Annotated in this window: 28 protein-coding genes and 1 pseudogene; 13 read left to right on the top strand and 16 right to left on the bottom strand. The window is 65.9% G+C overall.

Features of this window, described 5'->3' with window-relative positions; genetic code table 11:
• The 7 genes and pseudogenes from H1D44_RS19055 to pqqA form a co-directional block, all read right to left on the bottom strand.
• Positions 1–158 (bottom strand): annotated as a pseudogene (locus H1D44_RS19055) (S-(hydroxymethyl)glutathione dehydrogenase); the annotation flags it as partial.
• A 158-nt stretch (positions 159–316) separates the two neighbouring features.
• Positions 317–2,788 carry an insulinase family protein gene (locus tag H1D44_RS19050; RefSeq protein ID WP_181516857.1) on the bottom strand — a complete coding sequence of 824 codons (2,472 nt, stop codon included), beginning with the start codon at positions 2,786–2,788 and terminating at the stop codon, positions 317–319.
• Entirely contained in the window at positions 2,785–3,936 is a 1,152-nt protein-coding gene (gene pqqE, locus H1D44_RS19045; protein WP_181516856.1) for a pyrroloquinoline quinone biosynthesis protein PqqE, read from the bottom strand. The genes H1D44_RS19050 and pqqE overlap by 4 nt, the downstream gene beginning before the upstream one ends.
• Positions 3,929–4,213, bottom strand: coding sequence for a pyrroloquinoline quinone biosynthesis peptide chaperone PqqD (gene pqqD, locus H1D44_RS19040; RefSeq protein ID WP_181516855.1), 285 nt, complete (start codon positions 4,211–4,213; stop codon positions 3,929–3,931). The genes pqqE and pqqD overlap by 8 nt, the downstream gene beginning before the upstream one ends.
• Positions 4,213–5,001, bottom strand: coding sequence for a pyrroloquinoline-quinone synthase PqqC (gene pqqC, locus H1D44_RS19035; RefSeq protein ID WP_181516854.1), 789 nt, complete (start codon positions 4,999–5,001; stop codon positions 4,213–4,215). The genes pqqD and pqqC overlap by 1 nt, the downstream gene beginning before the upstream one ends.
• 179 nt (positions 5,002–5,180) lie before the next feature.
• Entirely contained in the window at positions 5,181–6,107 is a 927-nt protein-coding gene (gene pqqB, locus H1D44_RS19030; RefSeq protein ID WP_181516853.1) for a pyrroloquinoline quinone biosynthesis protein PqqB, read from the bottom strand.
• 99 nt (positions 6,108–6,206) lie between these two features.
• Positions 6,207–6,278, bottom strand: coding sequence for a pyrroloquinoline quinone precursor peptide PqqA (pqqA, locus tag H1D44_RS19025; RefSeq protein ID WP_081786101.1), 72 nt, complete (start codon positions 6,276–6,278; stop codon positions 6,207–6,209).
• Between the two features lie 328 nt (positions 6,279–6,606).
• Here pqqA and H1D44_RS19020 point away from each other — a divergent pair, with 328 nt between their 5' ends.
• The 8 genes from H1D44_RS19020 to H1D44_RS18985 all read left to right on the top strand — a co-directional run bounded on the left by H1D44_RS19020 (position 6,607) and on the right by H1D44_RS18985 (position 14,382).
• On the top strand, positions 6,607–8,430 hold the full coding sequence (locus tag H1D44_RS19020; RefSeq protein ID WP_181516852.1) for a methanol/ethanol family PQQ-dependent dehydrogenase: 1,824 nt from the start codon (positions 6,607–6,609) through the stop codon (positions 8,428–8,430).
• Between the two features lie 105 nt (positions 8,431–8,535).
• Complete coding sequence (locus H1D44_RS19015; protein ID WP_181516851.1) at positions 8,536–9,024, top strand: c-type cytochrome; 489 nt, start codon at positions 8,536–8,538, stop codon at positions 9,022–9,024.
• 48 nt (positions 9,025–9,072) lie between these two features.
• Positions 9,073–9,912 carry a quinoprotein dehydrogenase-associated putative ABC transporter substrate-binding protein gene (locus H1D44_RS19010; protein WP_181516850.1) on the top strand — a complete coding sequence of 280 codons (840 nt, stop codon included), beginning with the start codon at positions 9,073–9,075 and terminating at the stop codon, positions 9,910–9,912.
• Complete coding sequence (locus H1D44_RS19005) at positions 9,909–10,568, top strand: hypothetical protein (RefSeq protein WP_181516849.1); 660 nt, start codon at positions 9,909–9,911, stop codon at positions 10,566–10,568. Before H1D44_RS19010 ends, H1D44_RS19005 begins: the two co-directional genes overlap by 4 nt.
• A gap of 64 nt (positions 10,569–10,632) precedes the next feature.
• Entirely contained in the window at positions 10,633–11,844 is a 1,212-nt protein-coding gene (locus tag H1D44_RS19000) for an ABC transporter substrate-binding protein (protein WP_181516848.1), read from the top strand.
• On the top strand, positions 11,832–12,824 hold the full coding sequence (locus tag H1D44_RS18995; RefSeq protein ID WP_181516847.1) for a PQQ-dependent catabolism-associated beta-propeller protein: 993 nt from the start codon (positions 11,832–11,834) through the stop codon (positions 12,822–12,824). Before H1D44_RS19000 ends, H1D44_RS18995 begins: the two co-directional genes overlap by 13 nt.
• Positions 12,821–13,585: an ATP-binding cassette domain-containing protein gene (locus H1D44_RS18990; protein ID WP_181516846.1), complete on the top strand. Its 765-nt coding sequence runs from the start codon at positions 12,821–12,823 to the stop codon at positions 13,583–13,585. The genes H1D44_RS18995 and H1D44_RS18990 overlap by 4 nt, the downstream gene beginning before the upstream one ends.
• Positions 13,576–14,382, top strand: coding sequence for an ABC transporter permease (locus H1D44_RS18985; RefSeq protein WP_181516845.1), 807 nt, complete (start codon positions 13,576–13,578; stop codon positions 14,380–14,382). The genes H1D44_RS18990 and H1D44_RS18985 overlap by 10 nt, the downstream gene beginning before the upstream one ends.
• A gap of 4 nt (positions 14,383–14,386) precedes the next feature.
• On the opposite strand, the gene H1D44_RS18980 is transcribed toward H1D44_RS18985, so the two are convergent.
• The 6 genes from H1D44_RS18980 to H1D44_RS18955 form a co-directional block, all read right to left on the bottom strand.
• The gene (locus tag H1D44_RS18980) at positions 14,387–14,776 is read right to left on the bottom strand and encodes a c-type cytochrome (RefSeq protein ID WP_181516844.1); all 390 of its coding nucleotides are present in this window, start codon (positions 14,774–14,776) and stop codon (positions 14,387–14,389) included.
• A gap of 7 nt (positions 14,777–14,783) precedes the next feature.
• Positions 14,784–15,146, bottom strand: coding sequence for a hypothetical protein (locus H1D44_RS18975; RefSeq protein WP_181516843.1), 363 nt, complete (start codon positions 15,144–15,146; stop codon positions 14,784–14,786).
• A gap of 135 nt (positions 15,147–15,281) precedes the next feature.
• Positions 15,282–15,668, bottom strand: coding sequence for a hypothetical protein (locus H1D44_RS18970; protein WP_181516842.1), 387 nt, complete (start codon positions 15,666–15,668; stop codon positions 15,282–15,284).
• A gap of 89 nt (positions 15,669–15,757) precedes the next feature.
• Entirely contained in the window at positions 15,758–16,066 is a 309-nt protein-coding gene (locus H1D44_RS18965; protein ID WP_181516841.1) for an AzlD family protein, read from the bottom strand.
• On the bottom strand, positions 16,063–16,785 hold the full coding sequence (locus tag H1D44_RS18960) for an AzlC family ABC transporter permease (protein WP_181516840.1): 723 nt from the start codon (positions 16,783–16,785) through the stop codon (positions 16,063–16,065). Before H1D44_RS18960 ends, H1D44_RS18965 begins: the two co-directional genes overlap by 4 nt.
• Entirely contained in the window at positions 16,782–17,777 is a 996-nt protein-coding gene (locus H1D44_RS18955) for an LLM class flavin-dependent oxidoreductase (RefSeq protein ID WP_181516839.1), read from the bottom strand. Before H1D44_RS18955 ends, H1D44_RS18960 begins: the two co-directional genes overlap by 4 nt.
• Before the next feature lie 173 nt (positions 17,778–17,950).
• On the opposite strand from H1D44_RS18955, the gene H1D44_RS18950 reads away from it, so the two are divergent.
• The 5 genes from H1D44_RS18950 to H1D44_RS18930 all read left to right on the top strand — a co-directional run bounded on the left by H1D44_RS18950 (position 17,951) and on the right by H1D44_RS18930 (position 22,886).
• Complete coding sequence (locus H1D44_RS18950; RefSeq protein ID WP_181516838.1) at positions 17,951–19,591, top strand: BCCT family transporter; 1,641 nt, start codon at positions 17,951–17,953, stop codon at positions 19,589–19,591.
• A 69-nt stretch (positions 19,592–19,660) separates the two neighbouring features.
• The gene (locus H1D44_RS18945) at positions 19,661–19,837 is read left to right on the top strand and encodes a hypothetical protein (RefSeq protein WP_181516837.1); all 177 of its coding nucleotides are present in this window, start codon (positions 19,661–19,663) and stop codon (positions 19,835–19,837) included.
• Between the two features lie 13 nt (positions 19,838–19,850).
• Entirely contained in the window at positions 19,851–20,549 is a 699-nt protein-coding gene (locus tag H1D44_RS18940) for an extensin-like domain-containing protein (RefSeq protein ID WP_181516836.1), read from the top strand.
• A gap of 72 nt (positions 20,550–20,621) precedes the next feature.
• Positions 20,622–21,569 (top strand): cobyrinic acid a,c-diamide synthase, encoded by a 948-nt coding sequence (locus H1D44_RS18935; RefSeq protein WP_181516835.1) that lies wholly within the window; start codon positions 20,622–20,624, stop codon positions 21,567–21,569.
• Positions 21,570–21,662: 93 nt separating this feature from the next.
• Positions 21,663–22,886: a toxic anion resistance protein gene (locus H1D44_RS18930; protein ID WP_181516834.1), complete on the top strand. Its 1,224-nt coding sequence runs from the start codon at positions 21,663–21,665 to the stop codon at positions 22,884–22,886.
• 27 nt (positions 22,887–22,913) lie between these two features.
• Here H1D44_RS18930 and H1D44_RS18925 read toward each other — a convergent pair whose 3' ends face one another.
• The 3 genes from H1D44_RS18925 to H1D44_RS21085 are packed head-to-tail and all read right to left on the bottom strand — an operon-like array spanning position 22,914 to position 25,964.
• A complete protein-coding gene (locus H1D44_RS18925) occupies positions 22,914–23,264 on the bottom strand; it encodes a sll1863 family stress response protein (RefSeq protein ID WP_181516833.1) in 351 nt (116 codons plus the stop codon).
• Between the two features lie 43 nt (positions 23,265–23,307).
• The gene (locus H1D44_RS18920) at positions 23,308–24,540 is read right to left on the bottom strand and encodes a GGDEF domain-containing protein (protein ID WP_238984557.1); all 1,233 of its coding nucleotides are present in this window, start codon (positions 24,538–24,540) and stop codon (positions 23,308–23,310) included.
• Between the two features lie 59 nt (positions 24,541–24,599).
• Positions 24,600–25,964, bottom strand: a complete 1,365-nt coding sequence (locus H1D44_RS21085) for a substrate-binding periplasmic protein (RefSeq protein ID WP_238984556.1) — start codon at positions 25,962–25,964, stop codon at positions 24,600–24,602.
• Between the last annotated feature and the right edge of the window lie 156 nt (positions 25,965–26,120).

Below are 26,120 nucleotides of genomic sequence, written 5' to 3'. Positions count from 1 at the left end.
TCCGGATCGGCGCCGGAGAGGGTATAGGCATCGGTGTGGCAGACGCTGGTGGCCTTGATGTGGACCAGCACTTCACCGGCCCTGGGTCCTTCCACATCGATCTCGGTGAGTTCGAGAGGCTGGCCGGCGGCCATGGCGACAGCGGCGCGTGATTTCATGAGCGGGTCTCCCTGTGTTGTTGTTGGTGGCCGGCGTGGCGGCGTTATGGGTCGACGTGATGTCAGTCTAGGTGAGGCAGGCGGGGAGGATTGTGACGCAGCGACACAACAGAGTTGCCCCATGGCAACATTCCCGGGTCATGATGTTACGAGACGATTCACTCTGGCGTGTGAAGCCACCAGCGCCGTGCCAGATGGCCGGTGGCCAGGTCCCTGGCCATGCCGGCAAGCTGGTCGGCATGCAGTGCCGCAAGGGCCTGCGCTTCGGCCTCCCAGGGCAGCGGCTGCCAGGGGGAATGTGGTACTGCACTCGCTGACTGTCGGCGCAGGGCCTGCCACAGGCGAGCCTGGGCTTCGGTGTGGGTTTCGGGTGGGCCAGCGAGAGCTAGCTGGCCACGCTGATAGCGTACCAGCTGACCCGGGTCGAGGTGGGCCAGCGCCTCACCGTGCTGGGCCAGGAAGGAGAGGATGGCTTCGCGCAGCGAGTCGGTGTCGGTGTGCGGGGATTGCACCACGTAGCCCAGGCGGGGTGAGCCTGCAGCTTCGCGGTAGCGTACCGCCGCCACGTAGCCCAGTGCGCGGTTCTGGCGTATCTCTTCATGAAAAGCGGCATCGTGGCATTGGGCCAGCAGTCGCAGCAGCCAGCGGCTGTGAGGCGTGTCGTCGGGGGCGACGATTTCCAGCATCACGGCATGGTCACTGCCTTGGGGGGGGAAATGAAAGGTGTCCCTCCCTCTTTCCTGAGCTTCAGTCGGTGGCGATTGGCTGTGTTGCAGGCGTTCGCTCAGTGCCGAGAGAATTGCATCGGCCGCTTCGGCCTTCATGTTGCCAGCGATCCAGCCCAAGGCCGGCGTCGCTTCGGCGACGTTCTCGTTGGCGCCACCTGACGTTTCAAGCTGTGCCAGCATGCGTTGGGCCAACAGGCCCCCCGGCGGGGCTTCAACGCCTTGTGTCGCCTGCTGTGGCCAGCACGCCAGCGCCAGTTCCACCAGGGAGCCAAGCCGCTCGGCAGAGCCGCTGGCGATCAGCCAGTCGCCACGAAGGTCACCGCTGCAGCTGAGCTGCATGCCGCTGGCTGCGGCGGCCTGGCCCAGCGGCAGCGTGTTGCGTCGCCACTGGGCCAGGCGCGCGGCCTGGTGCGAGGCCAGCGCAGGCCAGCCCAGGCAGAAACTGGCGGGGGGGGCGTCGGCCAGGCGTACAGGGTCACCGACCCAGAGGGTCACGCTGCCGTTGTGTTGGACGCGATAGGGGGTGGGCGTGGCGTTGCCCTGATTCGGCCCATGGAAAGCGAGCGCTGGCGCCGCTCGCCAGGGAAGCCTGGCGTTTCCCTCCGCCAGCGGCTGCGGACACCAGGCGGTGCCGGTCTCTTTCAGGGTGCGCCAGCTCCCGGGGGCATTGGGTGAGCGCCAGAGCAGCCGACACTGCTCACGATCCAGCCAGGGCAGCAGGCTCTCTTGCGGCGTCACGCTCGAGCAGGGCAGACGCCTGTCGTTGGTACCGGCCAGCTGGCAGGCGTGGCGGCGAGGCCAGTGATCGAGATCGACGAGCGGCGTCGGCGGCTCGGGCAGGGGGGCGGCAATGGCCAGCTCCAGCGCCGAGCGGCAGGTGGCAAGCATGGCCTGCACGGCTTCTTCGTCGGGTGCCGGGGCCAGGCACAGGGCCAGTGCGGCTCCCATTCCTTCGGGAGCGAGCGTCACATCGAACCGGTCGAGTTCGACGGCGGCCTGCAGGGTGGCGGCCAGGCGGCCGTCGGCAAGCTTCGCCGCCAGGCTATTCAACCACTCTGCATGGCTGACGGCATGCTCGTCAGGCAGGGGCCAGAAGAGTTCCAGTGAAGAGGACCGGCCACTCGCTGGGAAGGGGTGCCACGCCACGCCTTCCGGCTTGCTCCAGCGCCACGGTCGCACCGGCGGTTGCGTCTTGCCACTGGCCAACCCCGCGCCGTGTCGTGCGAGTAGCTCCAGCTGTGTGTCGAGTGGCAGAGGGCCCAGCATCACCAGCGCCATGCGGCCGGCATGGTAGTGCTGGCTGTGGAAGGTGGCGAGACGCGCCACGAGTTGATCCGTGTCGCCGCCCAAGGTCAGGCGATTGCCGGCATGACAGTTTCGGGCCGGATGAGCTTCGCGACAGAGCCGGCCCAGTGCCGCCAGGCGGTGCAGGGAGGGATCTGCCAGCCGGGCACGAAACTCCGCATCGAGCACTTCAACCTCGTGAGCGATGCGCCCGGTCTCGAAGCGGGGCCGGGACAGCATGTCCACCAGCCGCAACAGGCCCTCCTCGGTGTCGTCAGGCGCCAGTGCGAGATGGACATCGGTCGTAGCCTCGCCAGTGTAGGCGTTGTAGCGTCCGCCCCGCTCGCCGATCCAGCGGGCCAGCTCACCCGCCTCGGGAAAGCGTGCCGAGCCGAGGAACAGGGCATGCTCGAGCAGATGGGCCAGCCCGCGGCAGTCGTCGGGCTCGTCCAGATAGCCCGCCCCCACCGCGCCGACCAGGCGCTGCATTCGTGTGCCGGGCACCTCCGCCGCGGCAAGGTACAAGCCGCTGGCCAGGCATACCTCGCCGAGGCGGCTTCCGGGGGGTAGCCCTGCCCGCTGTGCCGCGTCGTCTTCGAGGGTCGGCGGGACGTTCATTGGCGACAGAACACCCGGGATTCATGCACGTTGCGCAGGGTCAGAGCCGCTATCGGGCGTGTGGCCGTCTCGGCCTCGCGGCGGGCCGCCTCGATCAGATGATGGTCAGGCGACAGCGAGCAGACCGGGTCGGTGGCGGTGGCATCACCGGTGAGCAGGTAGGCCTGGCAGCGGCAGCCACCAACGTCCTTGTGGCGCTCCTCGCAGCTGCGGCAGGGCGCCTGCATCCAGGCGTCGCCGCGGTAGCGATTGAACGGTTCGCTGTCGTACCAGATCGCCTCGAGCCCCTGGTCGCGCACGTTGGGAAAGCTCATCGGCAGCATGCGGGCGCTGTGACAGGGCAGCACCGCGCCGTCCGGGGCCACGGTCATGAAGATCGAGCCCCAGCCGCCCATGCACGCCTTGGGGCGCTCGCCGTAGTAGTCGGGCACCACGAACAGCAGGCGCATGTCGCGGCCGCGCTCGACCAGACGCTCACGCCAGCGGGCGGTGGTGGCCTCAGCGGCCTCGAGCTGGGCACGGCTCGGCAGCAGGCCCTCGCGGTTGAGGTGGGCCCAGCCGTACATCTGACAGTTGGCCAGCTCCACCGCATCGGCCCCCAGCTCGTCGCACAGGGCGATGATCTCGTCGATGCGGTCGATGTTGTGCCGGTGCAACACCACGTTGAGCACCATGGGATAGCCGGCGGCTTTTACCGCGCGCGCCATGGCGAGCTTCTTGGCGTGGGCCTTGGGCGAGCCGGCCACCGCCGCGGCAACGTCCGGGTCGGAGGCCTGCAGGCTGATCTGGATATGGTCGAGGCCGGCCTCGCGCAGTGCTTCGATGCGAGGCTCGTCGAGCCCCAGCCCGGAGGTGATCAGGTTGGTATAGAAGCCGAGCCGGCGCGCCTCGGCCACCAGCTCTTCCAGGTCGCGCCGCACCAGCGGCTCGCCGCCGGAAAAGCCCATCTGCACCGCACCCATGGCGCGGGCCTGGCTCAAGACATCGATCCATTCCGCGGTGGTGAGCTCCTCCTGCACCGCGGCGAAGTCCAGCGGATTGGAGCAGTAGGCGCACTGCAGCGGGCAGCGGTAGGTAAGCTCGGCGAGCAGCCAAAGCGGGGCGCCGGTGGCGCCGTTGATGGCGGCGGTATGGGTACGGTCAGTCATGCTGGATCCACCCTTGTCGGGCGGCATCGAGCAGGAATTCGTGCACGTCCTGCTCGATCGCCGCAGCGGGAGCATCGGGAAACTGCGCCTGCAGGTTGGCCACTACGGCGGCAACATCGCGTTGGCCGTCGAGCTGGCCGAGAATGGCCCCGGCGCTGTCGTTGAGCTGCACCATGCCCTCGGGGTACAGCAGCACGTGGCGCCCCTGAGCCTGCTCCCACTGCAGGCGCCAGCCGGGGCGCAGACGGTAGACGTTGGCGGACTCGGGCGTGGCCATCATAGCCCCCTGTGGTAGACGCGGCGGTCGGTAACCGTGTGGTAAGGAGGCCGCTCGAGCTGATAGGCCAGGGTCATGGCATCGAGCATCGACCATAGCACATCGAGCTTGAACTGCAGGATCTCCAGCGCGCGTTGCTGGGCGGCGGCGGTGGTGCATACCGCCAGCGCCACCTCGAGGCCGTGATCGACGTCGCGGCGTGCTTCCTTCAAGCGCTTGCGGAAGTAGCCGTAGCCGGTCTCGTCGATCCAGGGGTAATGGCTGGGCCAGGTGTCGAGGCGGCTCTGGTGTGCCTGGGGGGCGAAGAGCTCGGTCAACGATGAAATTGCCGCTTCGCGCCAGTCGGCACCGCGCACGAAGTTGACGTAGGCATCCACGGCGAAGCGCACGCCGGGCAACACGTGCTCCTGGGCCCAGAGTTCGTCACGGCTGAGCCCCACTGCCTCGCCCAGCGTCAGCCAGGCCTCGATGCCACCGCCGTCGGTATCGTGACCGTCATGGTCGAGCAGGCGCTGGATCCAGCGGCGGCGGGTGGCGGCGTCCGGACAGTTGGCCAGCAGTGCGGCGTCTTTTTGCGGGATCATTACCTGATAATAGAAGCGATTGGCCACCCAGCCGCGGATCTGCTCCGGCGTGGCACGCCCTGCGGCCATGTCGACCTGATAGGGGTGGTGAATGTGGTAATAGGCACCCTTGGCCAGCAGGGCCTCGCGGAAGGCCTCGGGTGGCAGGGCTGCCGAATCATTTTCGGCCTCCGGTGCGGCGAAGGGCGAAGCGATCCTGGTCATGGCGTGGCGTCCTTGTGTCGTGGGTGCGGGTAGCCGTCGTTATTACGTACTGTTCGCTGCGGCCTCGTGGTTGTCGTGCCCTCTTGGCTGTGGCGCTCCTTTGGTGGTGATGGGCTTGCATCTCGGGGCGCCCATTGCCTGTGTGGCTGTTAGTGTGACGTCCATGAGTGGTTGCCGGTTCAAATCTCCAGGCGCATGCCGTCGTGGGCGACCTCGATGCCGGCCTCGGTGAGCTCGGCTCTCTCGGGCGAGCGCTCGTCGAGGATCGGGTTGGTGTTGTTGATATGGATGAGCACTCGGCGGACAGCGGGAGGCAGCGTATCGAGCTCCTCCAGCAGGCCGCCCGGCCCGGCCAGGGCCAGGTGCCCCATATCGTCACCGGTCGCCTTGCCTACACCGGCGCGGATCAGCTCGTCGTCGTGCCATAGCGTACCGTCGACAAGCACGCAGTCGGCCTGGCGCAAAAAGCTGCGTACCCGGTCGTCGAGCCGGCCGAGCCCCGGGGCATAGAACAGCCGGGTGCTGCGCTCGCGATCCTCCACCAGCAAACCGATGTTATCGCCGGGGGTGGGGGCGCCGCGGCGGGGCGAGTAGGGGGGGGCATTGCTGGTCAGTGCCACGGCGGTGAAAGCCAGGCCGGGGCAGGCAGGGATTTCGAAGCGCACTTCTTCCCGAGCCTGGTCGATACCGATGGGTTGCCACTTCAGGCCGCCCCAGTGCTCCAGCATGGGGAACAGCGGAAAGCCGCTGCTCAGATCTTGATGCACGTTTGGTGTGCACCACACATCGAAGGGGCAGCCTTCGCGCAGGGAGAGCAGCCCGGTGGCATGGTCGATCTGGGCATCCACCAGCAGCACACCGCTGATGCCGCTGTCGCGAGGAATCCTGCGCGGATGCAGCTCGGGATTGGCGGCCAGTTGCGCACGGATGTCCGGTGAGGCATTGCACAGCAGCCAGCGCTCGCCATCGCTGCTGATGGCAATCGATGACTGGGTGCGGGATCTCGCCTCGGTACTCCCTTCGCGCAGGCCTCGGCAAAGCGCACAGTTGCAGTTCCACTGAGGATAGCCACCGCCGGCGGCGGCACCCAGGACCAGTACGTGCATTCAGGACTCCGTGTCATTGGCATTCGTGACATTGAACAAAGAAAGACGGCTGACGCCTCGAAAGAGTGCCAGCCGTTCGGTACTGCGTCATGGGAGGGGTCAACGATTGGAAATATAGAGCGTCACTTCGAAGCCGAGACGCAGGTCGGTATACGCGGGCTTGGTCCACATAGGAGAGCCTCCACGGTTGGTGGATGTCAGAGTGCACTATCAGTAAAGCAGTTAATCGCGCCGTCACCTTTCGACCTAAGTCGAATGATCAGGATTCAAGAATAAGCAAAGGTACTGAAAACTCAATCGTGGCAAGAGCTTGCACGGGTGTTACAGGATTGTTGCCAAGGGGCAATAGTCTTTTCACTGCCATATCGTCCGAATTTCTCTTTATCACCATGTGCCGTTGAAAAGTTGTGCTAGACCTTCAAATGTCAACACCTGAAACAAAACAACACAAGATGTGCCGCTCCCCCAGGCACACCTTCAGTGAGACGGAGACAACGCCATGCTTAGGGAGACCGGTTATGCCGTAACGGCCATTAGCTTGTTGGCTGTGTCGGTGGCACATGCCAACCAGAATCAACTCGAACTCCAGCAGAACCCGGAATATTGGGCCACTCAGCTGGGCAATTACCAGGGCAACCGCTTCAGCGAACTGGACCAGATCAACCGTGACAACGTGAATGAGCTGCGCTCGGTCTGGCAGTTCTCCACCGGCGTGCTGCGCGGTCACGAAGGCGGCCCCCTCTATGTCGGCGATGGCCGGCTATATATCCACACCCCCTTCCCCAACAAGGTCTTCGCCCTCGATCTCGAGGACGAAGGGCGTGTCGTCTGGAGCTACGAGCCGGACCAGGATTCCCGCGTCATCCCGGTGATGTGCTGCGACACGGTCAACCGTGGGCTGGCTTATGCCGACGGACGCCTGTTCCTCGGCCAGGCCGACAACACCCTGATCGCGCTGGATGCCGAGAGCGGCGAGCTGCTGTGGGACGTCAGCAACGGCGACCATACCGTCGGCGAGACCAACACCATGTCGCCGCTGGTGGTGCATGACATGGTGATCGTCGGTATCAGCGGCGGTGAATACGGTATCCGCGGCCACATGACCGCCTATGACGTGGAAAGCGGCGAGATGGTCTGGCGCGGCTACTCCACCGGCCCGGACGACGAAGTACTGATCGACCCCGAGACCACCCTGATGATGGGCGAGCCCATCGGCGAGGCTGACCTGGGTGTCACCACTTGGCCCGAAGACGAATGGGAGCGTGGCGGCGGGGCTCCCTGGGGCTGGATCACCTACGACCCTGATCTCGACCTGATCTACTACGGTACCGGCAACCCCGGCACCTGGAACCCCGATCAGCGCGCCGTCGACGGCGAACCGGCCGACAACAAGTGGGCCATCACCGTGTTCGCCCGCGATCCCAGCAGCGGTGAGGTCAAGTGGGTCTATCAGAAGGTGCCGTTCGACGAGTGGGACTACGACGGCGTCAACGAGAACCAGCTGATCGACGTCGAGTTCGAGGGCGAAGAGCGCAAGGGCCTGGCGATCATCGACCGCACCGGCTTCGGCTTCCTGCTCGATCGTGAAAGCGGTGAGCTGCTGGTGGCCGAGAAGTTCGCTCCCGAGACCAACTGGGCCGACAGCTACGATATGGAGACCGGGCGGCCCAACGTCAACGATGAGTACAGCACCTTCCGCCAGGGCGTGAACGTCAACACCACCGACATCTGTCCTACCGCCATGGGCGCCAAGAACATGCAGCCGAGCGCCTACTCGCCGCGCACCGGCCTGATCTATGCCGGTATCAATCGTATCTGCATGAACTACGAGCCCTATGAGACCGAGTACGTGGCGGGCCAGCCCTATGTGGGTGCGACCCTGACCATGATGCCCGCTCCGACCGAGAACGGCCAGATGGAAGGCCGCATGGGCAGCTTCATCGCCTGGGATCCGGTCGCTGGCGAAACCGTATGGGAAGTCGACGAGCGTTTCGCGGTGTGGAGCGGGGCGCTGGCCACGGCAGGCGACCTGGCCTTCTACGGCACTCTCGAAGGTCACGTGAAGGCGGTGGACATCGAGAACGGTGAGGAGCTGTGGCGCTTCAAGACGCCCTCCGGGATCATCGGCAACGTCAATACCTTTATGCACGAGGGCAAGCAGTACGTGGCCGTACTCTCCGGCGTCGGCGGCTGGGCCGGGATCGGCCTGGCAGCGGGACTCGAAGATCCGGAAGAGGGCCTCGGTGCCGTGGGCGTGTTCTCCGCGCTGGGTGACTACACCAAGCTCGGCGGCGTGCTGACGGTCTTCGCCCTGCCGGACTGATCCGGCGCTAGCCTGGGCGGACCGGGCAGTGCGCCTGGCCCGCCCTTCTGACTCCCTTCGGCGGCACGCCCCGCGTGCGGCCGAAGCTGTAGAAGGAAGTGCTGCATGATGGTATTCGCACGTTGTTCCGCTGTTCCCCTGCTGCTGCTCTCCCTGGGGCTGGCGTCCGCCGCTCTTGCCGATGAGCATCGTGTCACCGGCGATGGGATTGGCGCCTTCGTCGTGGAGGATGGCAAGGTCGACCCCGATACCTACGAGGGTTATCTGGTCTATACACGTGCCTGCATGGCCTGCCATGGGCCCGACGGGATGGGCTCCTCTTTCGCTCCCAACCTGATTCGCGCCGCGGAGCGGCGTGGCTGGGAGAGTTTCGCCGGCACCATTGCCTCCGGACGCGAGGTGCAGCCCGGCCAGGTGATGCCCTCCTTCGCCGACGACCCCTATGTCATGGGTAACATTCCCAACCTCTTCAGTTACATGCGAGCTCGTGGCGAAGGCGGCCTGGGACGCGGCCGGCCTCGAATCATCGAGTCGATGCAGGAGCAGGACGACGAGGACGACGCCTCCGTCGAGGAAGCGAGCGGCGAAGATTGAAGCCGGCTGCGCGCCATTCGCATCATCATTTCCTGAAGCGGAGGATGCATGAGAGCAGCCTGTCGTCACCTAACACGCTCGTTGATCCTGGCCATTGCACTGGTCGTGGCCACGGGTGCCGCAGCCACCCCCCCCGAGCGCCAGGGTCGCGAGGCCCTGCGTGTCTGCGCCGATGGCAACAACCTGCCCTTCAGCAACCAGGCTGGAGAGGGGGTCGAGAACCGCATTGCCGAATTGATGGCCGAGGATCTCGGCGTGCCCTTGACCTACGTCTGGGCGCCCCAGGTCATGGGCTTCGTACGCAACACCCTGGAGCTGCGCGTCTGCGACGTGATGATCGGCGTCGTGGCGGGCTATGACTTCGTCCAGAACACCAACGCCTACTACCGCTCGGTCTATGCCCTGGTGGTACCCGAGGGTTCCCCCATCGAAGCGACTACCCTGAGCGACCCGGTGCTGTCCGGGCGGCGCATCGGCGTGGTGTCGGAAACCCCGCCGCTGGTGCCGCTGCGGCGGACCGGGGCGCGTATCCAGGGCTATCCCTTGATGGTCGACACCCGGGTGCGAGCCCCGGTCCGCGACGCCATTGACGATGTGGTCGAGGGCAATACGGAAGCTGCCGTGCTGTGGGGGCCGCTGGCCGGCTACTATGCGGCGCGCCAGGACGTGCCGCTGACGGTTATCCCGCTGGTCGATGACGACTCCGGGGTTCAGCTCGACTACCGCATCACCATGGGGATACGCCGGGGTGAACCCCACTGGAAGGACTGGATCAACGATTTCATCGACCGACACCAGGAGGAGATCGATACCATCCTGACGGAGTACGGCGTACCGTTGCTGGACCGCCGGGGCCAGCTCAAGGTCGCGGCGGGAGGCGGGTCATGAGCTGCCGGGGCCGCTTGTCCATCCGCCTGCTGCCATTGGGGCTTGCCATCGGCTTGACGCTCGGTGGCGTGGCCCAGGTCGAGGCGCAGCGCGCCGCGGCGGGGCCGCCCGACTGGCCCTGTGTGCAGCGGCTCATCCCCGAGCTGGCCTGGGGCACCATCTGGACCGGGCCCTCGCCGGAGGAACTGGAGCAGGCCTGGTGGGAGGACGAGGAAGTCGGTCGGGTGGCGCGCTTTGCCACCTCACGCTCGACCCCGGAAGATCAGGCCCAGGCGCGGGTGCGCGAGTTCGTCGAGTCGATGACCGATGAGAAAGACGAGGCGGAGGTCGAGCAGCGCCTGACCCTGCTCTTTGCCGGCCTGTTCGAACTCACCAATCGTGAGCGACGGCGCACCATCGATGGCATTCGTAGCGCTTCACGCGCCCAACTGGCCCGCCTGGAAACCATCTCCGGCATGGTCGATGAACTCGAGGAGCGTCGCGCCGAGGAGGCCGCCGATCCCGCGGAGATCGAGCAGCTCTCCGAGGCGCTGTTCTGGGAACAGCGCACCTTTCAACAGCGCCAGCAGGCGCTGCCGGCCATGTGCGAGCAGCCTTACCTGCTTGAGGAGAAGCTCTCCCGGATGGTCCGCACGATCATGACACGAATGCCGTGAAACGGTGGTGCTGAGCAGGAATAACAACGACAACAGCGGCAGCACGGTTGCCTAAGGAGCACGCATGAGAACGCTACCACGTTCCCTTCGCTGGCTGGCGGCGGGTGGGCTGGCCCTTGGCCTGGGGTGGTCCTCGCTACTGCCTGCCGATACGCCGGCGACCATCGTCGTCGGGTATCTGAGCATGGAGCGCGCCGACGATCAGGAGCCGCTTTCGGTGCTCGATCCGGTGATCGACGACGAAGGGCTTCAGGGTGCTCGCCTGGGTCTCAACGACAACAACGCCACGGCGCAATTCCTGGGCCAGGAGTTCATCCTGCACGAGGTGGTGGTCAGCCAGGGGGGCGACGTCGGCGAGGCGTTGGAGAGCCTGATTGAGCAGGGCGCCGAGTGGATCGTCAGCGGACTGCCGGCCGCTGCGCTGGATGAGCTGATGGCGCACCCCGCCCGCGGCGACCGGGTGGTGTTCAATGCCTGGGCGCCGGATGACGAGCTGCGCGGCGAGGCGTGTCATCCCGAGCTTTACCACACCACCCCGAGCCGGCGCATGCTGGCCGATGCCCTGGCCCAGTTCCTCGGCTTCAAGCAGTGGGATCGCTGGGCGCTGGTCTATGGCAATACCGATGAGGACCGCATCCTGGCCGACGTGCTGCGTGCCTCGGCCGAGCGCTATGGCCATCGTGTCGTGGACGACAGGATGTGGCCCCACGACCCCATGGCGCGTCGCGCCGAAGGTGGCTTCCATGCCATCCAACGCGAGATCCCGGTGTTCCTGCAGGATCTTCCCGAGCACGATGTGCTGGTGATCGCCGACGAGACCGACTATTTCGGCGAGTACTTCCCTTTCCAGACCTGGGCACCTCGCCCGGTGGTCGGTACCCAGGGGCTGATCGCCACGCCCTGGCATCGGGCGCATGAATCCTGGGGCGCGGTTCAGCTGCAGCGCCGCTTCGAGAAGCTCGCCGACCGCTGGATGACCCCGCGCGACTTCGGCGCCTGGCTGGCGCTGCGCTCGCTCGGCGAAGCCGCGGCGCGCACCGGCTCCGTCGCGCGCCAAGCGGTCCTCGACTACATGCTCAGCGAGGAGTTCGAGCTCGCCGGCTACCTGGGTTTCCCGGTCAGCTTCCGCACCTGGAACCACCAGCTGCGCCAGCCCATCCTGATCACCGGGCCGCGCATGGTGGCCTCGGTATCGCCGCAGGAAGGCTATCTGCATCCACGCACGCCGCTCGATGCACTCGGCGCCGACGAGGGGGAATCACAATGCCGATTCTGAACTGCAAGTTCTCGCCTGCTCTGGTCGGACTGGCCCTGGGAGCGCTGGCGCTGCTGCCCGCCAGCGCCCAGGCGGAGCGCATCTTCGTCTCCAACGAGAAGGACAACACCATTTCGGTCATCGATGGGGCGAGCCTTGAAGTCGTGGAAACCATCAGCGTCGGGCGCCGCCCGCGTTCGATGGCCTTCAGCAGCGACGGCAGCGAGCTGTTCGTGGCGGTGGGCGATGACGAGGCCATCGACATGATCGACCTGGAGACGCTGCAGGTGGTGCGCAGCCAGGCCTCGGGGGACGACCCGGAGGTGATCCGCGTCGACCCCAACCGACCCTACATCTACGTCTCCAACGAGGACGACAACATCGTCTCGGTGCTCGACTACGAGCGGCGCACGCTGGTCACCGAGATCCCGGTGGGGGTCGAACCCGAGGGGCTCGGCATCAGCCCCGACGGGCGCTGGCTGGTCTCCACCACCGAAACCTCCAACATGGCCCACATCATCGACACCGAGACCATGGAGGCGGTGCACCACCGCCTGGTGGGCGCCCGTCCGCGGCACGCCGAGTTCACCCATGACGGTCGCGAGGCGTGGGTCTCGGCGGAGATTGCCGGCACCGTATCGATCCTCGACATGGAGGAGACCTTCGACGTCAAGCACACCATCCGCTTCGACGTACCCGGTGTGCCGCGGGAGACCGTGCAGGCGGTAGGTGTCGTGCTCACCTCCGACGGCCGCTACGCCTTCGTCGCCCTGGGCCCCTCCAACCGGGTCGCGGTAGTCGACCAGCAGACCTATGAGGTGCTTGACTACATCCTGGTCGGCCAGCGGGTCTGGCATCTGGCGCTCAACGGCGACGAGAGCCGGCTCTATACCACCAACGGGGTCAGTGGCGATGTCACCATGATCGAGGTGGACAGCCTGCGGGCAGTCAAGTCGATCCCGGTGGGACGCTTCCCCTGGGGCGTGATCGTCGAGCCGTGAGTGGGGCGAACGACGCAGCCGCACTGGCGCTGGAGGTGCGCGGGCTGAGCTTCGCCTATGCCGGCAGGCCGGCGCTGGACGACGTCTCCCTGGCCGTGGCGGCCGGGGAGTTCGTCGTGCTGCTCGGACCCAACGGCGCCGGCAAGACCACCCTGTTCTCGCTGGTCACCCGGCTGCACGACCGCCGCCGTGGCGAGATCCGGATCGGCGGCTTCGACGTGCGCCGCCAGTCGGTACAGGCCCATGGCCACATCGGCGTGGTGTTCCAGCAGCCGACCCTGGATCTCGACCTCAGCGTGATGCAGAACCTGGCCTATCATGGCGCGCTGCATGGCATGGGGCGGCGTGAGGCGAAGGCGCGTGCCTTGGCGCAGCTCGAAAGAGTGGGCTTGCATGATCAGCGCCGCACGCGGGTGCGGCGCCTTTCCGGCGGCCAGCGCCGGCGGGTGGAGATCGCCCGGGGCCTGATGCACGAGCCGCGCTTGCTGCTGCTCGACGAGCCCACGGTGGGGCTGGATATCGCCTCGCGACGCGAGCTCGTTGCCCATGCCCATCGACTGTGCACCGAGGCCGGCGTGGCGGTGCTGTGGGCTACACACCTGATCGACGAGGTACGACCCGATGATCGGGTGGTGGTGCTGCATCGCGGGCGGCTGCTGGCCGATGAGCGAGCCCAGAGCCTGCCCGCACGCCTCGGCGTCGATACCTTGGGCGAGGCCTTCGATCTCCTGATAGAGAAACAGGAGGCCGCATGCGAGTGATGCCCTGGCTGCACTGTCTGCGTGGCGTGGTGGGGCGTGAGCTGCTGCGCTTCCTGCACCAGCGCAGCCGCTTTCTCGCCGCGCTGGTGCGTCCGCTGGTGTGGCTGTTCGTGTTTGCCGCCGGCTTTCGCATGGCGCTCGGCGTGGCGATGACCGAGCCCTACCAGACCTACATCCTCTACGAGGTCTACATCGTGCCGGGGCTGGTGGGCATGATCCAGCTGTTCAACGGCATGCAGAGCTCGCTCTCCATGGTCTACGACCGCGAGATGGGTAGCATGCGGGTACTGCTGGTCAGCCCCTTCCCGCGCTGGTATCTGCTGGTGTGCAAGCTGCTGGCCAGCACCCTGGTCTCGGTGGTGCAGGTCTACGTCTTCCTGGCCATCGCCTGGGCCTACGGCATCCAGGCGCCGGTAATGGGCTACCTCTATCTGCTGCCGGCGCTGCTGGTGACCGGCTTCATGGTCGGTGCGCTGGGGCTGCTGCTCTCCTCCTTCATCCGCCAACTGGAGAACTTCGCCGGGGTGATGAACTTCGTCATCTTCCCCATGTTCTTTCTCTCTTCGGCGCTCTACCCGCTGTGGCGCATCCGCGAGGGCAGCTACCTGGTCTATCAGGTCGCTGCCCTCAATCCCTTCACCCATGCCGTCGAGATGATCCGCTTCGCCATGTACGAGCGCTTCAATGCCGATGCGGTGATGATCAGCGTGGCGGTGGCGGTGGTGCTGCTGGCGCTGGCGATACTTGGCTATAATCCGTCCCGCGGCATGATGGCTCGCAAGGGCGGTGGCGACTGAGTGGTCAAGGCCCGGCGCGGCTCTCGAGGAAGTCGATGATGAGTCGGCGCGCGTTCGGGTCGAGCCCCCAGAGCACCATGCGATTGCCGGGAAGAAAGGTCTCGGGGGCCGCCAGGAAGGCATCGAGGGTGTCACGGTCCCATACCAGGTCGGCCTCCTCCAGCACCGACGAGTAATCGAAGTCCTCGAGGCTGCCGGCAGGGCGCCCGATCAGGTCGTGCAGGCTGGGGCCGGCAAGGTGTCTACCGGGCTCGATGCTGTGGCAGCCGACGCACTGAGCACGGAACAGCCGCTCGCCCTGGGCGTGCTGGTCTGCGCCGGCGGGGCTGGCTAGTACGGCCAGCAGCGAGACGACGGCCAGGGCGAAGGCGTAGCGACCAGGTGAATGCGACACGGGCGCCTCAGAAGCAGCGCAGGTTGGCGTCGGCCTGGGCCTGGTGCAGGGCCTGAACCTGATCCTGCATGCCGCGCTCGGTGCGGAACAGCACGCCGAGTTCGCCACGCTGATCCTGCATGCCAAGGACCGTTTCGACCTGCTCGTAGGTCTCGTAGGGCAGGTGTTCGGCGATCACGTCGATGCTGCAGGAGCATTTCTGCATGGTCAGGTAGGTATTGCCATTGGAAGCCATGCAGCCCAGCACGTAATCGACACGTGCCTCGGTGGGATAGTCATTGGCCAGGCTGGGCGCGGCGAAGGGAAGCAGCAGGCAGACGAGCAGGCTGGGGCGCAACACGCGCGCCGCCGTTGTCCGAAGTCGAGGCATTGTTGTTGTCCTCCGGAATGTCAGGGCGTATGTCTTCAAGTTATGGCAGCCGGGCGTTTTTTTCCACCGCCATGAGTGCTTGTCAAGCTTGTTCGCTGTTGACCCGCCTCACCGGCGGGACCTCTCTTTCTGGCGTTAATTCCTGCGCTCTTCATCGCGAACTTCATATTCGCCTTCAAGCAGCTCATGCTCGCCTGAGCGACGGCGCTCACGAGAGTGGGTCTCGTGATAATGGGCTTCGTGGGAGTGAAAGCCGCCACCGGCATCCCTGGCCTGCTCGGCACGGAGCTGCTCGAGGCGCTTCTTCATACGGTAGCGTACGATGGGCAGCATGGCCCAACCGATCAGCAGGAAGAACAGGCCCAGCACGGTGCCGACGATAAGCAGGATACCGAACAGCAGCCAGGTGAAAATCAGCTTCAACCCGCCCAGCGGGCCGCGCGGAGATTGGCTGGCCCGGGTGCGCCACTGCTGGGCGGCCTGCCAGGCGGCGTTGCGGCGTGGGTCGTTGCGGTCGAACATCGGTGTCTCCGAGCATTGTCGCCCTTGCGGGGCGCAGATGGACTGTCCCTATTGGAGGGCGGTGCGAGGCAATCGTTCCTCGATGCAGGCTACCACAGCCGCCACAAGGCCGCGGCAACGACGCCAGCGGTGATTGCCCCCAGCGCCTTCTGTGTGGCCAGCATCACCGCAAGGGTGACCAGCAGGGCCAGGCGGGCCCCCCAGTCGCCCTGGATGGCCATCGGTGTAATTACCGCGACCAGCACCGAACCCGCCATGGCATTGATGAAGCGCTCGACCTTCGGCCCGATGGGCACACGCGACATCACGAATACGCCGCCGGCACGTGTGAGGTAGGTGACCAGCGCCATGGTAACGATGGCCGCTATGGCGCCTGTCGTGGTGGCGGGGAGCGTCATGGGGATGGCTTCCTTGTTTGCTTCGCAGGGAACAGCAGCCCCGCCAGGCCGCCAGCCAGGGCGCCGACAATTACATGGGAGTGCGGCGGCAGCCAGGCCATGGCGGCAACTGCCGTCAGGGCGGCAGCAGCCCAGGGCAGCAGCATGGAGAGGTCGCGGCGCCCCCCGATCAGCATGGCCAGCAGGAAGCAGCCCATGATGACATCCAGGCCGAAGCGCTCCGGCTCCTCGATGCCACTGCCGAAGATCACTCCGAGCAGGGTGCCCGCCAGCCAGGTGACCCACAGGGCAATGCCTCCACCAACCAGCATGCCGAGGTTGGTCTCGCCGCGCTGACGGTCGGCCACGGCCATGGCCCAGTTGGAGTCGCTCATCAGGACTACGCTGCCGTAGCGCTGAGCCGGGGGCAGGTAGGCCAGCCAGGGCTGGATGGCGGCTCCCATCAGCAGATGGCGGGCATTGATGGCGAAGGTGATGGCGATCAGCGGCAGCAGGGGTATCTCCGGCCCCCAAAGTTCGAGGGCGGCGAACTGCGAGGCGCCGGCAAACACCAGTGCGCTCATCAGCATGGTTTCCAGGCCCGACAGCCCGCGCGACAGGGCGGCCACGCCGAAGGCCAGGCCGAAGACCACCACGAACAGCGACAGCGGCGCCATGCGGCGAATCCCCGAAAGGGTACCGGCAAGGTCGAGCTGGGCGCCAGGGGGGGAGGGGGTCATGGGTGCCACACCTCGGCGACGATCTGATAGCTGCGCAGGCGGTCCGCGCTGGCAAAGGTGTCGGTATTGAGCATCAGTTCGTCGGCCTGGGTCTGCTCGAGGAAGCGCTCGAGCCCCTCGCGTACGGTGTCGGGGCCACCGATCACCGCCGCGCCGAGGAACTGTTCCACCTGAACCTGCTCCATGGGCGTCCAGTCCAGGCTCTCGACCGGGGGCAGCGAACGCGTGCGGCGGCCGCGCACCATGCCGAGGAACTTCTGGCGGGTGGTGGAGGCGAGGAACTCGGCGCGCTCGTCGCTCTCGGCGGCGATCACCGGCAGGCCGACCATGGCGTAGGGGCGCTCGAGCAGTGCCGAGGGGCGGAAATTGTCGCGGTAGAGGCGCAGCGCCTCGTGCAGGTAGCCCGGCGCGAACTGGGCAGCGAAGGCGAACGGCAGCCCTTCGCGGGCGGCGAGCTGGGCGCTGTAGCCGCTGGAACCGAGCAGCCAGATCGGCACCCGGGTGCCCTGGCCGGGTACGGCACGCACGCGCTGGCCGGGACGTTCGTCGTCGAGGAAGCCCTGCAGCTCGGCGAGCAGCTCGGGGAAGTTCTCGGCCCCGGCGTAGGGGTCGCGGCGTAGCGCCGCCATGGTGGCGGCGTCGGAGCCCGGCGCCCGACCCAGGCCCAGGTCGATGCGGCCCGGATAGAGGGTGTCGAGGGTACCGAACTGCTCGGCTATCACCAGGGGCGGGTGGTTGGGCAGCATGATCCCCCCACTGCCCACGCGGATGCATGAGGTGGTCCCGGCGATATGGCCGATCAGCACTGCGGTGGCGGCGCTGGCGATGCCGTCGAGGCTGTGATGCTCAGCCAGCCAGTAGCGGGTGAAGCCGAGGCGTTCGGTCAACTGGGCCAGGGCCACGCTGTCGGCAAAGCTGTCGGCGATGGTGCCACCCTGGCGAATTGGCGCCAGGTCGAGCACGGACAGGGGGGTATGGGAAAGTCGGGACATGATCGGCACTCGCAAAAATTCTTAGCCTGCTTGGTATTACTAGAATCCTCTTGTCTGCCCGGTGATGCAATGGTTCGCTCCCGGCCTCCTGCGAGGACAGCCGAAGATTATGTGCCGCCAGCGCTGGGCTGCTAGCATGAGGTCCGTTCAAGGACGGAACGAGGAGTTACCAGATGACCAACCATGGAGGGCAGCGGGTCTTCGCCGTATCGGCCCTGATCATTCTTGCACTGGTGGTGATCGGTGCCGGTTTCCCTGACGCTTTCGGCAACGCCGCAGACGCAGCGCTTGCCGGTGTGACCCGCCTGTTCGGCTGGTTCTACCTGATCTCGGTATTCGGCTTCGTCATCTTCCTGCTGGCGCTAGCCTTCAGCAAGTACGGCAAGATTCGCCTGGGGCCGCAGGACAGCACGCCGAGTTTCAGCTTCTTTTCCTGGGTCAGCATGCTGCTGGCGGCGGGCTTCGGCGTAGGGCTGGTGTTCTACGGCATGGCCGAGCCGATGTTCCACTACATCGATCCGCCCTACGGCGACGTTCCAGCAGAGAGTACCGAGGCGGCGCGCTACGCCATCCAGTACAGCTACTTCAACTGGGGCGTGCACCAGTGGGCGGCTTTCTCGGTAGTTGGCCTGATCATCGCCTATTTCCAGTTTCGCAAGGGGCAGGCCGGGCTGGTCTCCTCGGTGCTTTCCTCCATCGCTGCCAAGTACCCCCGGGTGCGGCCCTACGCCCCGACCCTGGACGTGTTTGCGGTGGTGGCTACGGTGATGGGTGTGGCCACTTCGTTGGGCCTGGGCGTGCTGCAACTCAATGGCGGCTTCAACGCCGTGTTCGGTCTGCCCGAGAGCGTGCTGTGGCAGTTCGTCATTCTGTTGGTGATGTTCCTGGCCTACATGGCCTCGACCTGGTCGGGGCTGGACAAGGGCATCCGCCGCCTTTCCAACCTCAACATGATCCTGTGCATCGGGCTGATGCTCTACGTGCTGATCACCGGCCCCACGGTGATGATCCTCGAGACTATCACGCTCGGCATCGGCGACTATCTGCAGAACTTCATCGGCATGAGCCTGCGGATCTCGCCCTTCACCGACAATACCTGGGCAGCGAGCTGGACCATCTTCTACTGGGCCTGGGTGATCGCCTGGTCGCCCTTCGTCGGGACCTTCGTGGCTCGTGTCTCCCGTGGGCGCACCATCAAGGAGTATGTGTTCGGCGTGCTGATCGTGCCGCCGCTGCTGGCTTGCCTGTGGATCGGGGTGTTCGGTGGCGCGGCGCTGCACATGGAGCTGACCGACGATGCCGGCCTGGCGGCAGCCACCGAGGCCAACATCACCGTGGCTCTGTTCGAGATGTTCGAGCGCATGCCCTTCACCGGTGTGCTGTCGGTGATCGCCATGCTGCTCATCTTCATCTTCCTGGTGACTTCGGCCGACTCGGCCTCCTACATCGTGGCGCAGATGACCGACAACGGCTCGATCAATCCACCGCTGTTCAAGCGGGTGATCTGGGGCGTACTGATTGCCGCCATCTGCCTCACGCTGATCGCCGCCGGCGGCCTGACCGGGCTACAGTCGGCCGCGGTGCTCTCGGCACTACCCTTTACCTTCATTCTCTATGGCATGATCGTGGTACTGATCCGCGAGCTGCGCGCTGACCGCCAGGCCATGCTCACCCAGCTCTACCGCCGCCATGGCGAGACGCCGGTGGGGGCCGATGCCTTCGAGGCCGAGGCGCTGGGCGAGCAGGAGCGGCTGCGCCGTGCCCCCAACGTGGTGAATCGGCGTATTCATCGGCGTGAAGGAGGTCAGGGGTGACGGTGGGCACTGGCCAGCTTGCGGCGCAGGCCGTAAGCTCGCAGGAAGAACGAAAAACTGGATGCCATCATGACTCTCATCGGCTTACGCCGCCGCTCGTTTCGCCGCGGCGCCACCCGCCGTCGGCAGGCACCCCGCCGCCGGCAGGGTGGCTTTGATCGCTGGCTCGATCGTGCGGTGGATATTGCCGTGATCACGGCGCTCGTCGTGGGCGGCGTGGCGCTGGCCTTGCATCTGTTGCTCTAGGCGTCGAGGTGAGATGCGTTTCCTGCTTTTCTTGTTGCTGCTGGCGGTTGCCGCTGCCCTGGCCTGGTGGCAGTGGGAGGAGCATATCCCCCACCATTGGCATCCTTGGGCGCCGTTGAGTGTCGACGACCCCCTGACGCCGGTGACGAAATGGAAGCTGCATCGCCTGGCCGATGATCGTGAAGGTTGCCTGGCTGCACTGGAAACCGCCCCGGAAGATGCCCTGAGCATGATGCCGCTGGACGATCACGAGCCGGTGCAGGGCTGCCCGCTGGAGAACGTGGTGCGCATTCACGCCAGCGAGGTCGAGTTCAACGCCAGCTTCGTGGCGCGCTGCCCCCTGGCGCTGGCCTGGGTCATGTACGAGCGCCAGCGCCTGCAGCCGGCCGCGGAGGCTCACTTCGGCTCCCGGGTGGCGCGAGTCGAACACTATGGCAGTTTTGCCTGTCGCAATGTCTACGGCCGTGCCGAGGGTCGGTTGAGCGAGCACGCCACCGCTGAAGCGCTCGATGTGGCGGCGTTCCACCTGGAGGACGGGCGGCGCATCACGCTACTCGACCACTGGGAGGGCGAGGATCCACGGGCCGACTTCCTGCGCGATGCGCGCGACGGTGCCTGCGACCTGTTCGGCAATGTGCTGGGGCCCGACTACAATCTCGCCCATGCCGACCACTTCCACTTCGGCATGCGTGGCTTTCGCCTGTGCCGCTGAAGCCCTCAGGCTCGCGCCGCGTCGCCGGCCCCCGTACACTCAGAGGCATCTACCCGCTGGCGTATGAGGCTTATGCTGGGATTTCTGCAGGGATTCTCTTATGGCTTGTTCCTGACCTGCTTGCCGTGGTGCCTGGTCGGGCTGGCCAACCCGCGGTTGGCAGTGCCCACCGATAACCCCAACCGTTTTCAAGTGCTGTTTCGCTACGGCCTGCTGGTGCCCTTCATCAGCATGGTGCTGTGGCTGACGTCGCTGTGGGGAGGGTTCGGGCCGAGCCTGTCAGGCTGGTTGGCAGGGCTGGTGGCGGTGGGGGTATCGCTGCCGCTGGAACGGAGCTGGCGTCGCTGGCGCAGTCGCCGCCATCAGCGCCGCTTGCAGGAGCGGCTCGCGGCCGAGGTCGAGCGCAAGCGCGCCGAGCAGGAGCGCGCTGCAAGAGAGGCCGGTGTAGCTGAACTCGACCCGGTCCGACCACCGGTAGGTGCCGATGAGTTGGTGTTGGCGCTGTGCCGGGCCAAGCAGCAGCTGGCCGACGTCAAGCGTATGGACCTGGCAGGCCAGGTGGATCGTTTCTATACCCGCTATGCCCACGTCATGGAGCTGCTGGCGGCACGTTTCGACCGCAGCGAGCTGGCGTTCGAGCGCTCACGCGGACTGATCCGCGAGGTCTGCCTTGGCGCGGTGGACACCTTTCATTCCATGGCCGCCCAGTCGCGGGGCGTGATAGGGCTGGATGGCGATTACGTTCGGCGTCGCCTTGAGCAGGACGGCGACCGTCTCGCCGTCGAGGAGCGTATCGCGCTCAAGCGCCGGCTGGAGCTGATCGAGGAGACCGAGCGGCGCATTCGGCGCCTGGTGGGCCGCAACGAATCGGCGCTGACCCTGCTCGACGATACGGCGGTCGCCCTGGCTCGGGTCGAGACGGGACGCCCCCAGGCGTCGCTGGCCACCGATCGCGCGCTCGACGAGCTTCGCCGTTTCATCGAGGGCGCTGAACGCTACAGCCGCAGCGAAAAGCGTTGAGCCGGCTATCGCCCGGTTGCCCTCAAGCAACGCTTGGTGAGTCGGCATGCTTAGGTGCTAATGTTGGGGTAGGGTCTCAAGGGGAAGAGCAATATGAGCCAATCGTCGCAACGCGGTTCGCCACTTTCGCTGCCGCCGGTGGAGCAGATCGCCAGTGAGCTCGAGGATATCGCACCGGAACCGGCGGCGGACGAGGAGGTCGTGATCGACGACCCCGAACTCGAGCAGATGGCGGATTCCTTCGTCGAGGAGGTGCTGGCCAGCGAAGGCGAGGCGCTCGACCGTCAGCGTCGTGCGGTGGACGAAATGGGGCTCGAGCTGCAGCAGCAGGCGGCCCATCACAGCGAGATGCTGCAGACGCCGCTGCGCAAGCTGGCCCACCAAGGCGACGAAGGTGGACCGGTAGCCAAGGCGCTGATCGACCTGCGCGAGCACATGCAGGGGCTCGATCCGCATCAGCAGCGCCTGGCCTCGGGCCCCTTCGACCGCCTGCTGTCTCGCATCCCGGGGGCCGGCAGTCGTGTGCAGCGCTACTTTCGCAGGTTCGAGAACGCCCAGGAGGCGCTCAATGCCATCATTGCCGACCTGGAGGCAGGTCGGGAGATGCTCCGCCGCGACAACATCACCCTCGGCGACGATCAGGAGAGCCTGCGCGGCTTGCTGGGGCGGCTCGGGCGACAGGTGGACCTCGGGCGGTTGATCGACCGGCGTCTGGTTCAGGCGTTGGAGAGGCTCGGTGCCGACCACCCTCAGCGCGCCTTCATCCAGGAGGAACTGCTCTTCCCGCTGCGCCAACGCATCGTCGACCTGCAGCAGCAGCAGGCGGTGAGCCAGCAGGGCGTACTGGCCCTGGAGGTGATCATCCGCAACAACCGGGAGCTGATTCGTGGCGTCGACCGGGCGATCCACGTCACCGTGTCGGCGCTGACCGTGGCGGTGGCGGTGGCCCTGGCCCTGGCCAATCAGCGCCTGGTGCTCGACCGGGTTGAGTCGCTCAACACCACGACCTCTGACATGATTGCGGGGACCGCCAAGGCGCTGCGCCAGCAGGGCGTAGAGATCCAGACCCGGGCGGCCTCGGCGCAGCTCGACATGCAGGCGCTGGAGCAGGCCTTCGACGAGGTGCTGGGGGCCATAGACGACCTGTCGCGCTACCGCCAGGAGGCCCTGCCCCAGCTCGATGCGCAGATCGACCGGCTGGCGAAGCTGGCGCGCCAGGGCGAAGCGTCGATCGACCGATTGCAGCGAGGCAGCGATATACAGCCCGCTGGCTCGCTGCCACCCGAACCCGGGGGAGAGCCAACCCGCAAGGGCTAGCCGCGGTTCTCTCCGACCCTTGGAGTCTCAGGGTGAGCCACCCGGCGAATGCGGCCGGGTGTCGTCGTCGGGCTCGTCGACATCCTTGGCTGGCGGCTCATTTCGCTGGGCATCGCGTAACGCCCGACGCAGTAGCTCCCAGGCGTCCTCGAGCCCCTGCTGGAGTGAGTCCCAGGCCGCCTCGCCGGCGTACTGCAGCTCTTCCAGGCGGCGACGTGTCTCATCGCGCCGACGGCGAAGCCGCTCGATATCTTCGTGATACCTTTCCCGGGCCTCGCCGCTGGCCTGCCGGGCACGCTCTGCCAGGCGGTCGATCTCTGCATTCCACTCGTCCAGTCGTGCCTTCATCTGCTCGACGAATTCGTCGCGTTTGCTCATGGGCTTCGTGCCTCTGGCTGGGCCTGTTCTATCGATTCCCCATCTAGCGGCCAGTTCCCGATTCCGTGGCGCAGTCTTGCGCACTGACGATCCGGTCGCGGCCGAGGCGCTTGGCGCGGTAGAGCTGTCTGTCGGCTTCGGCCAGCAGTGCCTCCCAACTGGTGTCGCTCTCGTTCGGCTCGCTGCAGGCCACCCCGAAGCTGGCGGTGACATGACCGGCGCAAGTCGAGTGCGCATGGAGGATGTCGAGTTCATGGATGCCCTGCTGGATCCTGGCAGCGACACGCATGGCGCCCTCCAGCCCGGTGTCGGGCAGTACGCAGACGAACTCCTCCCCACCGTATCGGGCCACCAGGTCGGAAGCACGGTGAACGACCCCGGCCAGCACCTCGGCGACCGCTCTCAGGGTGTCGTCGCCGACCACATGGCCGTACTGATCGTTGAACTCCTTGAAGTGATCGATATCGAGGAAGACGACCGAGACCGGGTGTCCGTAACGCTTGGCACGCCGCCACTCACGGGTCAGGAAGGCGTCGAGATGGCGCCGGTTGGCAATGCCGGTGAGACCATCCATGGTGGAGATCTGGTGCAGCTGGTCGCGCTGATCGAGGCCCTGCTGGAAGGCCTGCAGCAGCTCATCCACGCTCTCTACCAGGTGTCCCAGCTCATCGTTGTCGTGGTGCTTCATGCGAGGCTTCGGCCACTGCCCTGGCTGACGTGGGTCGGTGCTGGCGATCGCCGCATGTACCTGCAGCAGAGGGCGGGTGACGAACCAGTGAAATACCAGTGCCAGCAGGGCGGCAATGGCCAGTGCCTTGCTGACACCCAGTGTGAAGATCAGCAGGCTGCGGTCAGTGAAGTCGCGTCCCAGGCTGTCGAGGGCCAGAGTCAGGCTGATCTCCCCCACGGCAGTGGGCGGAGCATCGGGCGCAGCCTGATAGAACAGCGTTTGGCGATAGTCGACGATATCGCCGAACAGGGTGTGGGCAAGCTGGCTCTCTTCCGCCAGTGCTTCGCGCTGACGGGTGGCCATGGTACGGCCGAAATCATCGCTGATCATCACGCTGTCGACGCGGCCGCCGCTGAACAGCCCCTCGCTGACCTGGGCTGCCAGGTCGGGATTGAGCTGGAAGGCGGCTTCCGCCGCGGTGCCATGGATCAGGTCGAGGCGATAGCGGGTATCCTCGACCACTTCCTGGCGCATGCTGCGGACATCGAAGGCCAATTCGGCTGCGCCGGCAATAATGCTTAGCAGCAGGGCTATTGCCAGGGTCAATCCCGCCTGCTTGGCTGTCAGGCTACGTCTGCCTGAACGACGAGTCCTTGGGGCGGGCTTCACTGCAGGGCCTCCGCGTCGGCGTTCATTTCGTCGAGCGCCCGCTGCAGCCCGGCGCTGAAATGATCCGGTATCGAGGGGTGGCAGGCCAGGTAGAGGTCTACCCGATTGAACTCGAACAGGCGACGCAGGGCCAGGCCGGCCTCCTTGGCGAGATAGTCGGCGGTCTGCTCGCCGGTGACCCATACGTCGATCACCCCCGACCTCAGGCGATTGATGTTCTCCCGTTCAGCGCTGGCCTTGATGATGGGAACGCCGCGACGGGTCGCATACTGGCCGACCGCATCCTCACGAAAGCTGCCGACGCGCAGCTCGGTGAGCTCGCTCAGGGACTCGGCGTCGATGGAGCTCTCTTCCAGGGCAAAGGCAGCCCAGGTGCTGGAAACCAGCGGGCCGATCCAGGTGAACATGTGCTCCCGCTCGGGGGTACGGGTCGTGGAGTAGACGCAGTGACGTTCTCGCAGTTGGGCCTCGGTATAGGCGCGGGCCCAGGGCAGCAGGCGAAACTCGGCACTCAGCCCGGCCGCTTCCAGTGCGGTACGCAGCGCCGTAGTGGAGCTGCCGACGACGCTGCCCTGCTCATCGAGATAGTTGTAGGGCGGATATTCCTCGGTGTTGAAGGCAATGGTGCCGCCGAGAATCTCGCGGACTACGCCTCGCTCCCGAAGCCTGTCGAGCGCTTCCTGCATGCGTGCGACCAGTTCGGCGTCGGTATCGCGGTGCAGGGCATAGTAGAGGTCCGACTCGCTGATGGTCAGCACGGGAGCGTAGTGGCTGGTCGGCAGCCCTTCCTCCTGCATCAGCCAGAACGCCACGTCTTCTCCGTAGGCCCAGAGATCGACCCGGCCGCGCTCTAGCATGCGCAGGGCGCTGACGCTGGAAATTGCCGTATGGATCTGGTGCTCGGGCACCCCGGCCTCCTGCAGGCGCTGGGCACCGATGTCCTCGCGGATCACGGCGATCCGATAGCCGCCTGCGATGACATCCTGCATGCGGCTCAATTGAATCTCGCTGTCACGGCGAGCGATCAAGGTCACCCTGTCGGTGGCAATGGGACCGACCCACTCGAACAGATGTTCTCGCTGCTCGGTGCGGGTAGTGGAAAACAGCACCGTGCCCGGTTCGGAGAGGGCAGTGTCGTAGCCCCGTGCCCAGGGGTAAAAAAGAACGTCGTCCCGCGAAAGTGGCGTGTCGGTCTCGGCAAAGATGCGCTCGAGTAGCTCGATGGAGTGGCCCTCGAGACGATCAGCCTGACGATAGTTGTAGGGTGGGTACTCTTCGGTGATGAAGGTCAGCCCTTGCAGGTCGGCAGCTGCCGGCAGGGAGGGCAGAGCCAGCATCAGCATCAGCCACCACTTCCTCATGCACATCCCCCCTGCGGATTATTATTCTGTTCCCCGACATGCTGATCTACTTGACGGCTTCTTGATCAGTTTCATCATCTGTAATGACCCCCTGGTTTCTGCACACCCTACGCAGCTAATGCCGGGTGTGCTCGGGGTGCCACATAGCCCAGAGAC

This window comes from Billgrantia kenyensis (assembly GCF_013697085.1).
GTDB lineage: Bacteria > Pseudomonadota > Gammaproteobacteria > Pseudomonadales > Halomonadaceae > Halomonas > Halomonas kenyensis.
This window is presented reverse-complemented; position numbering and strand designations above follow the sequence as displayed.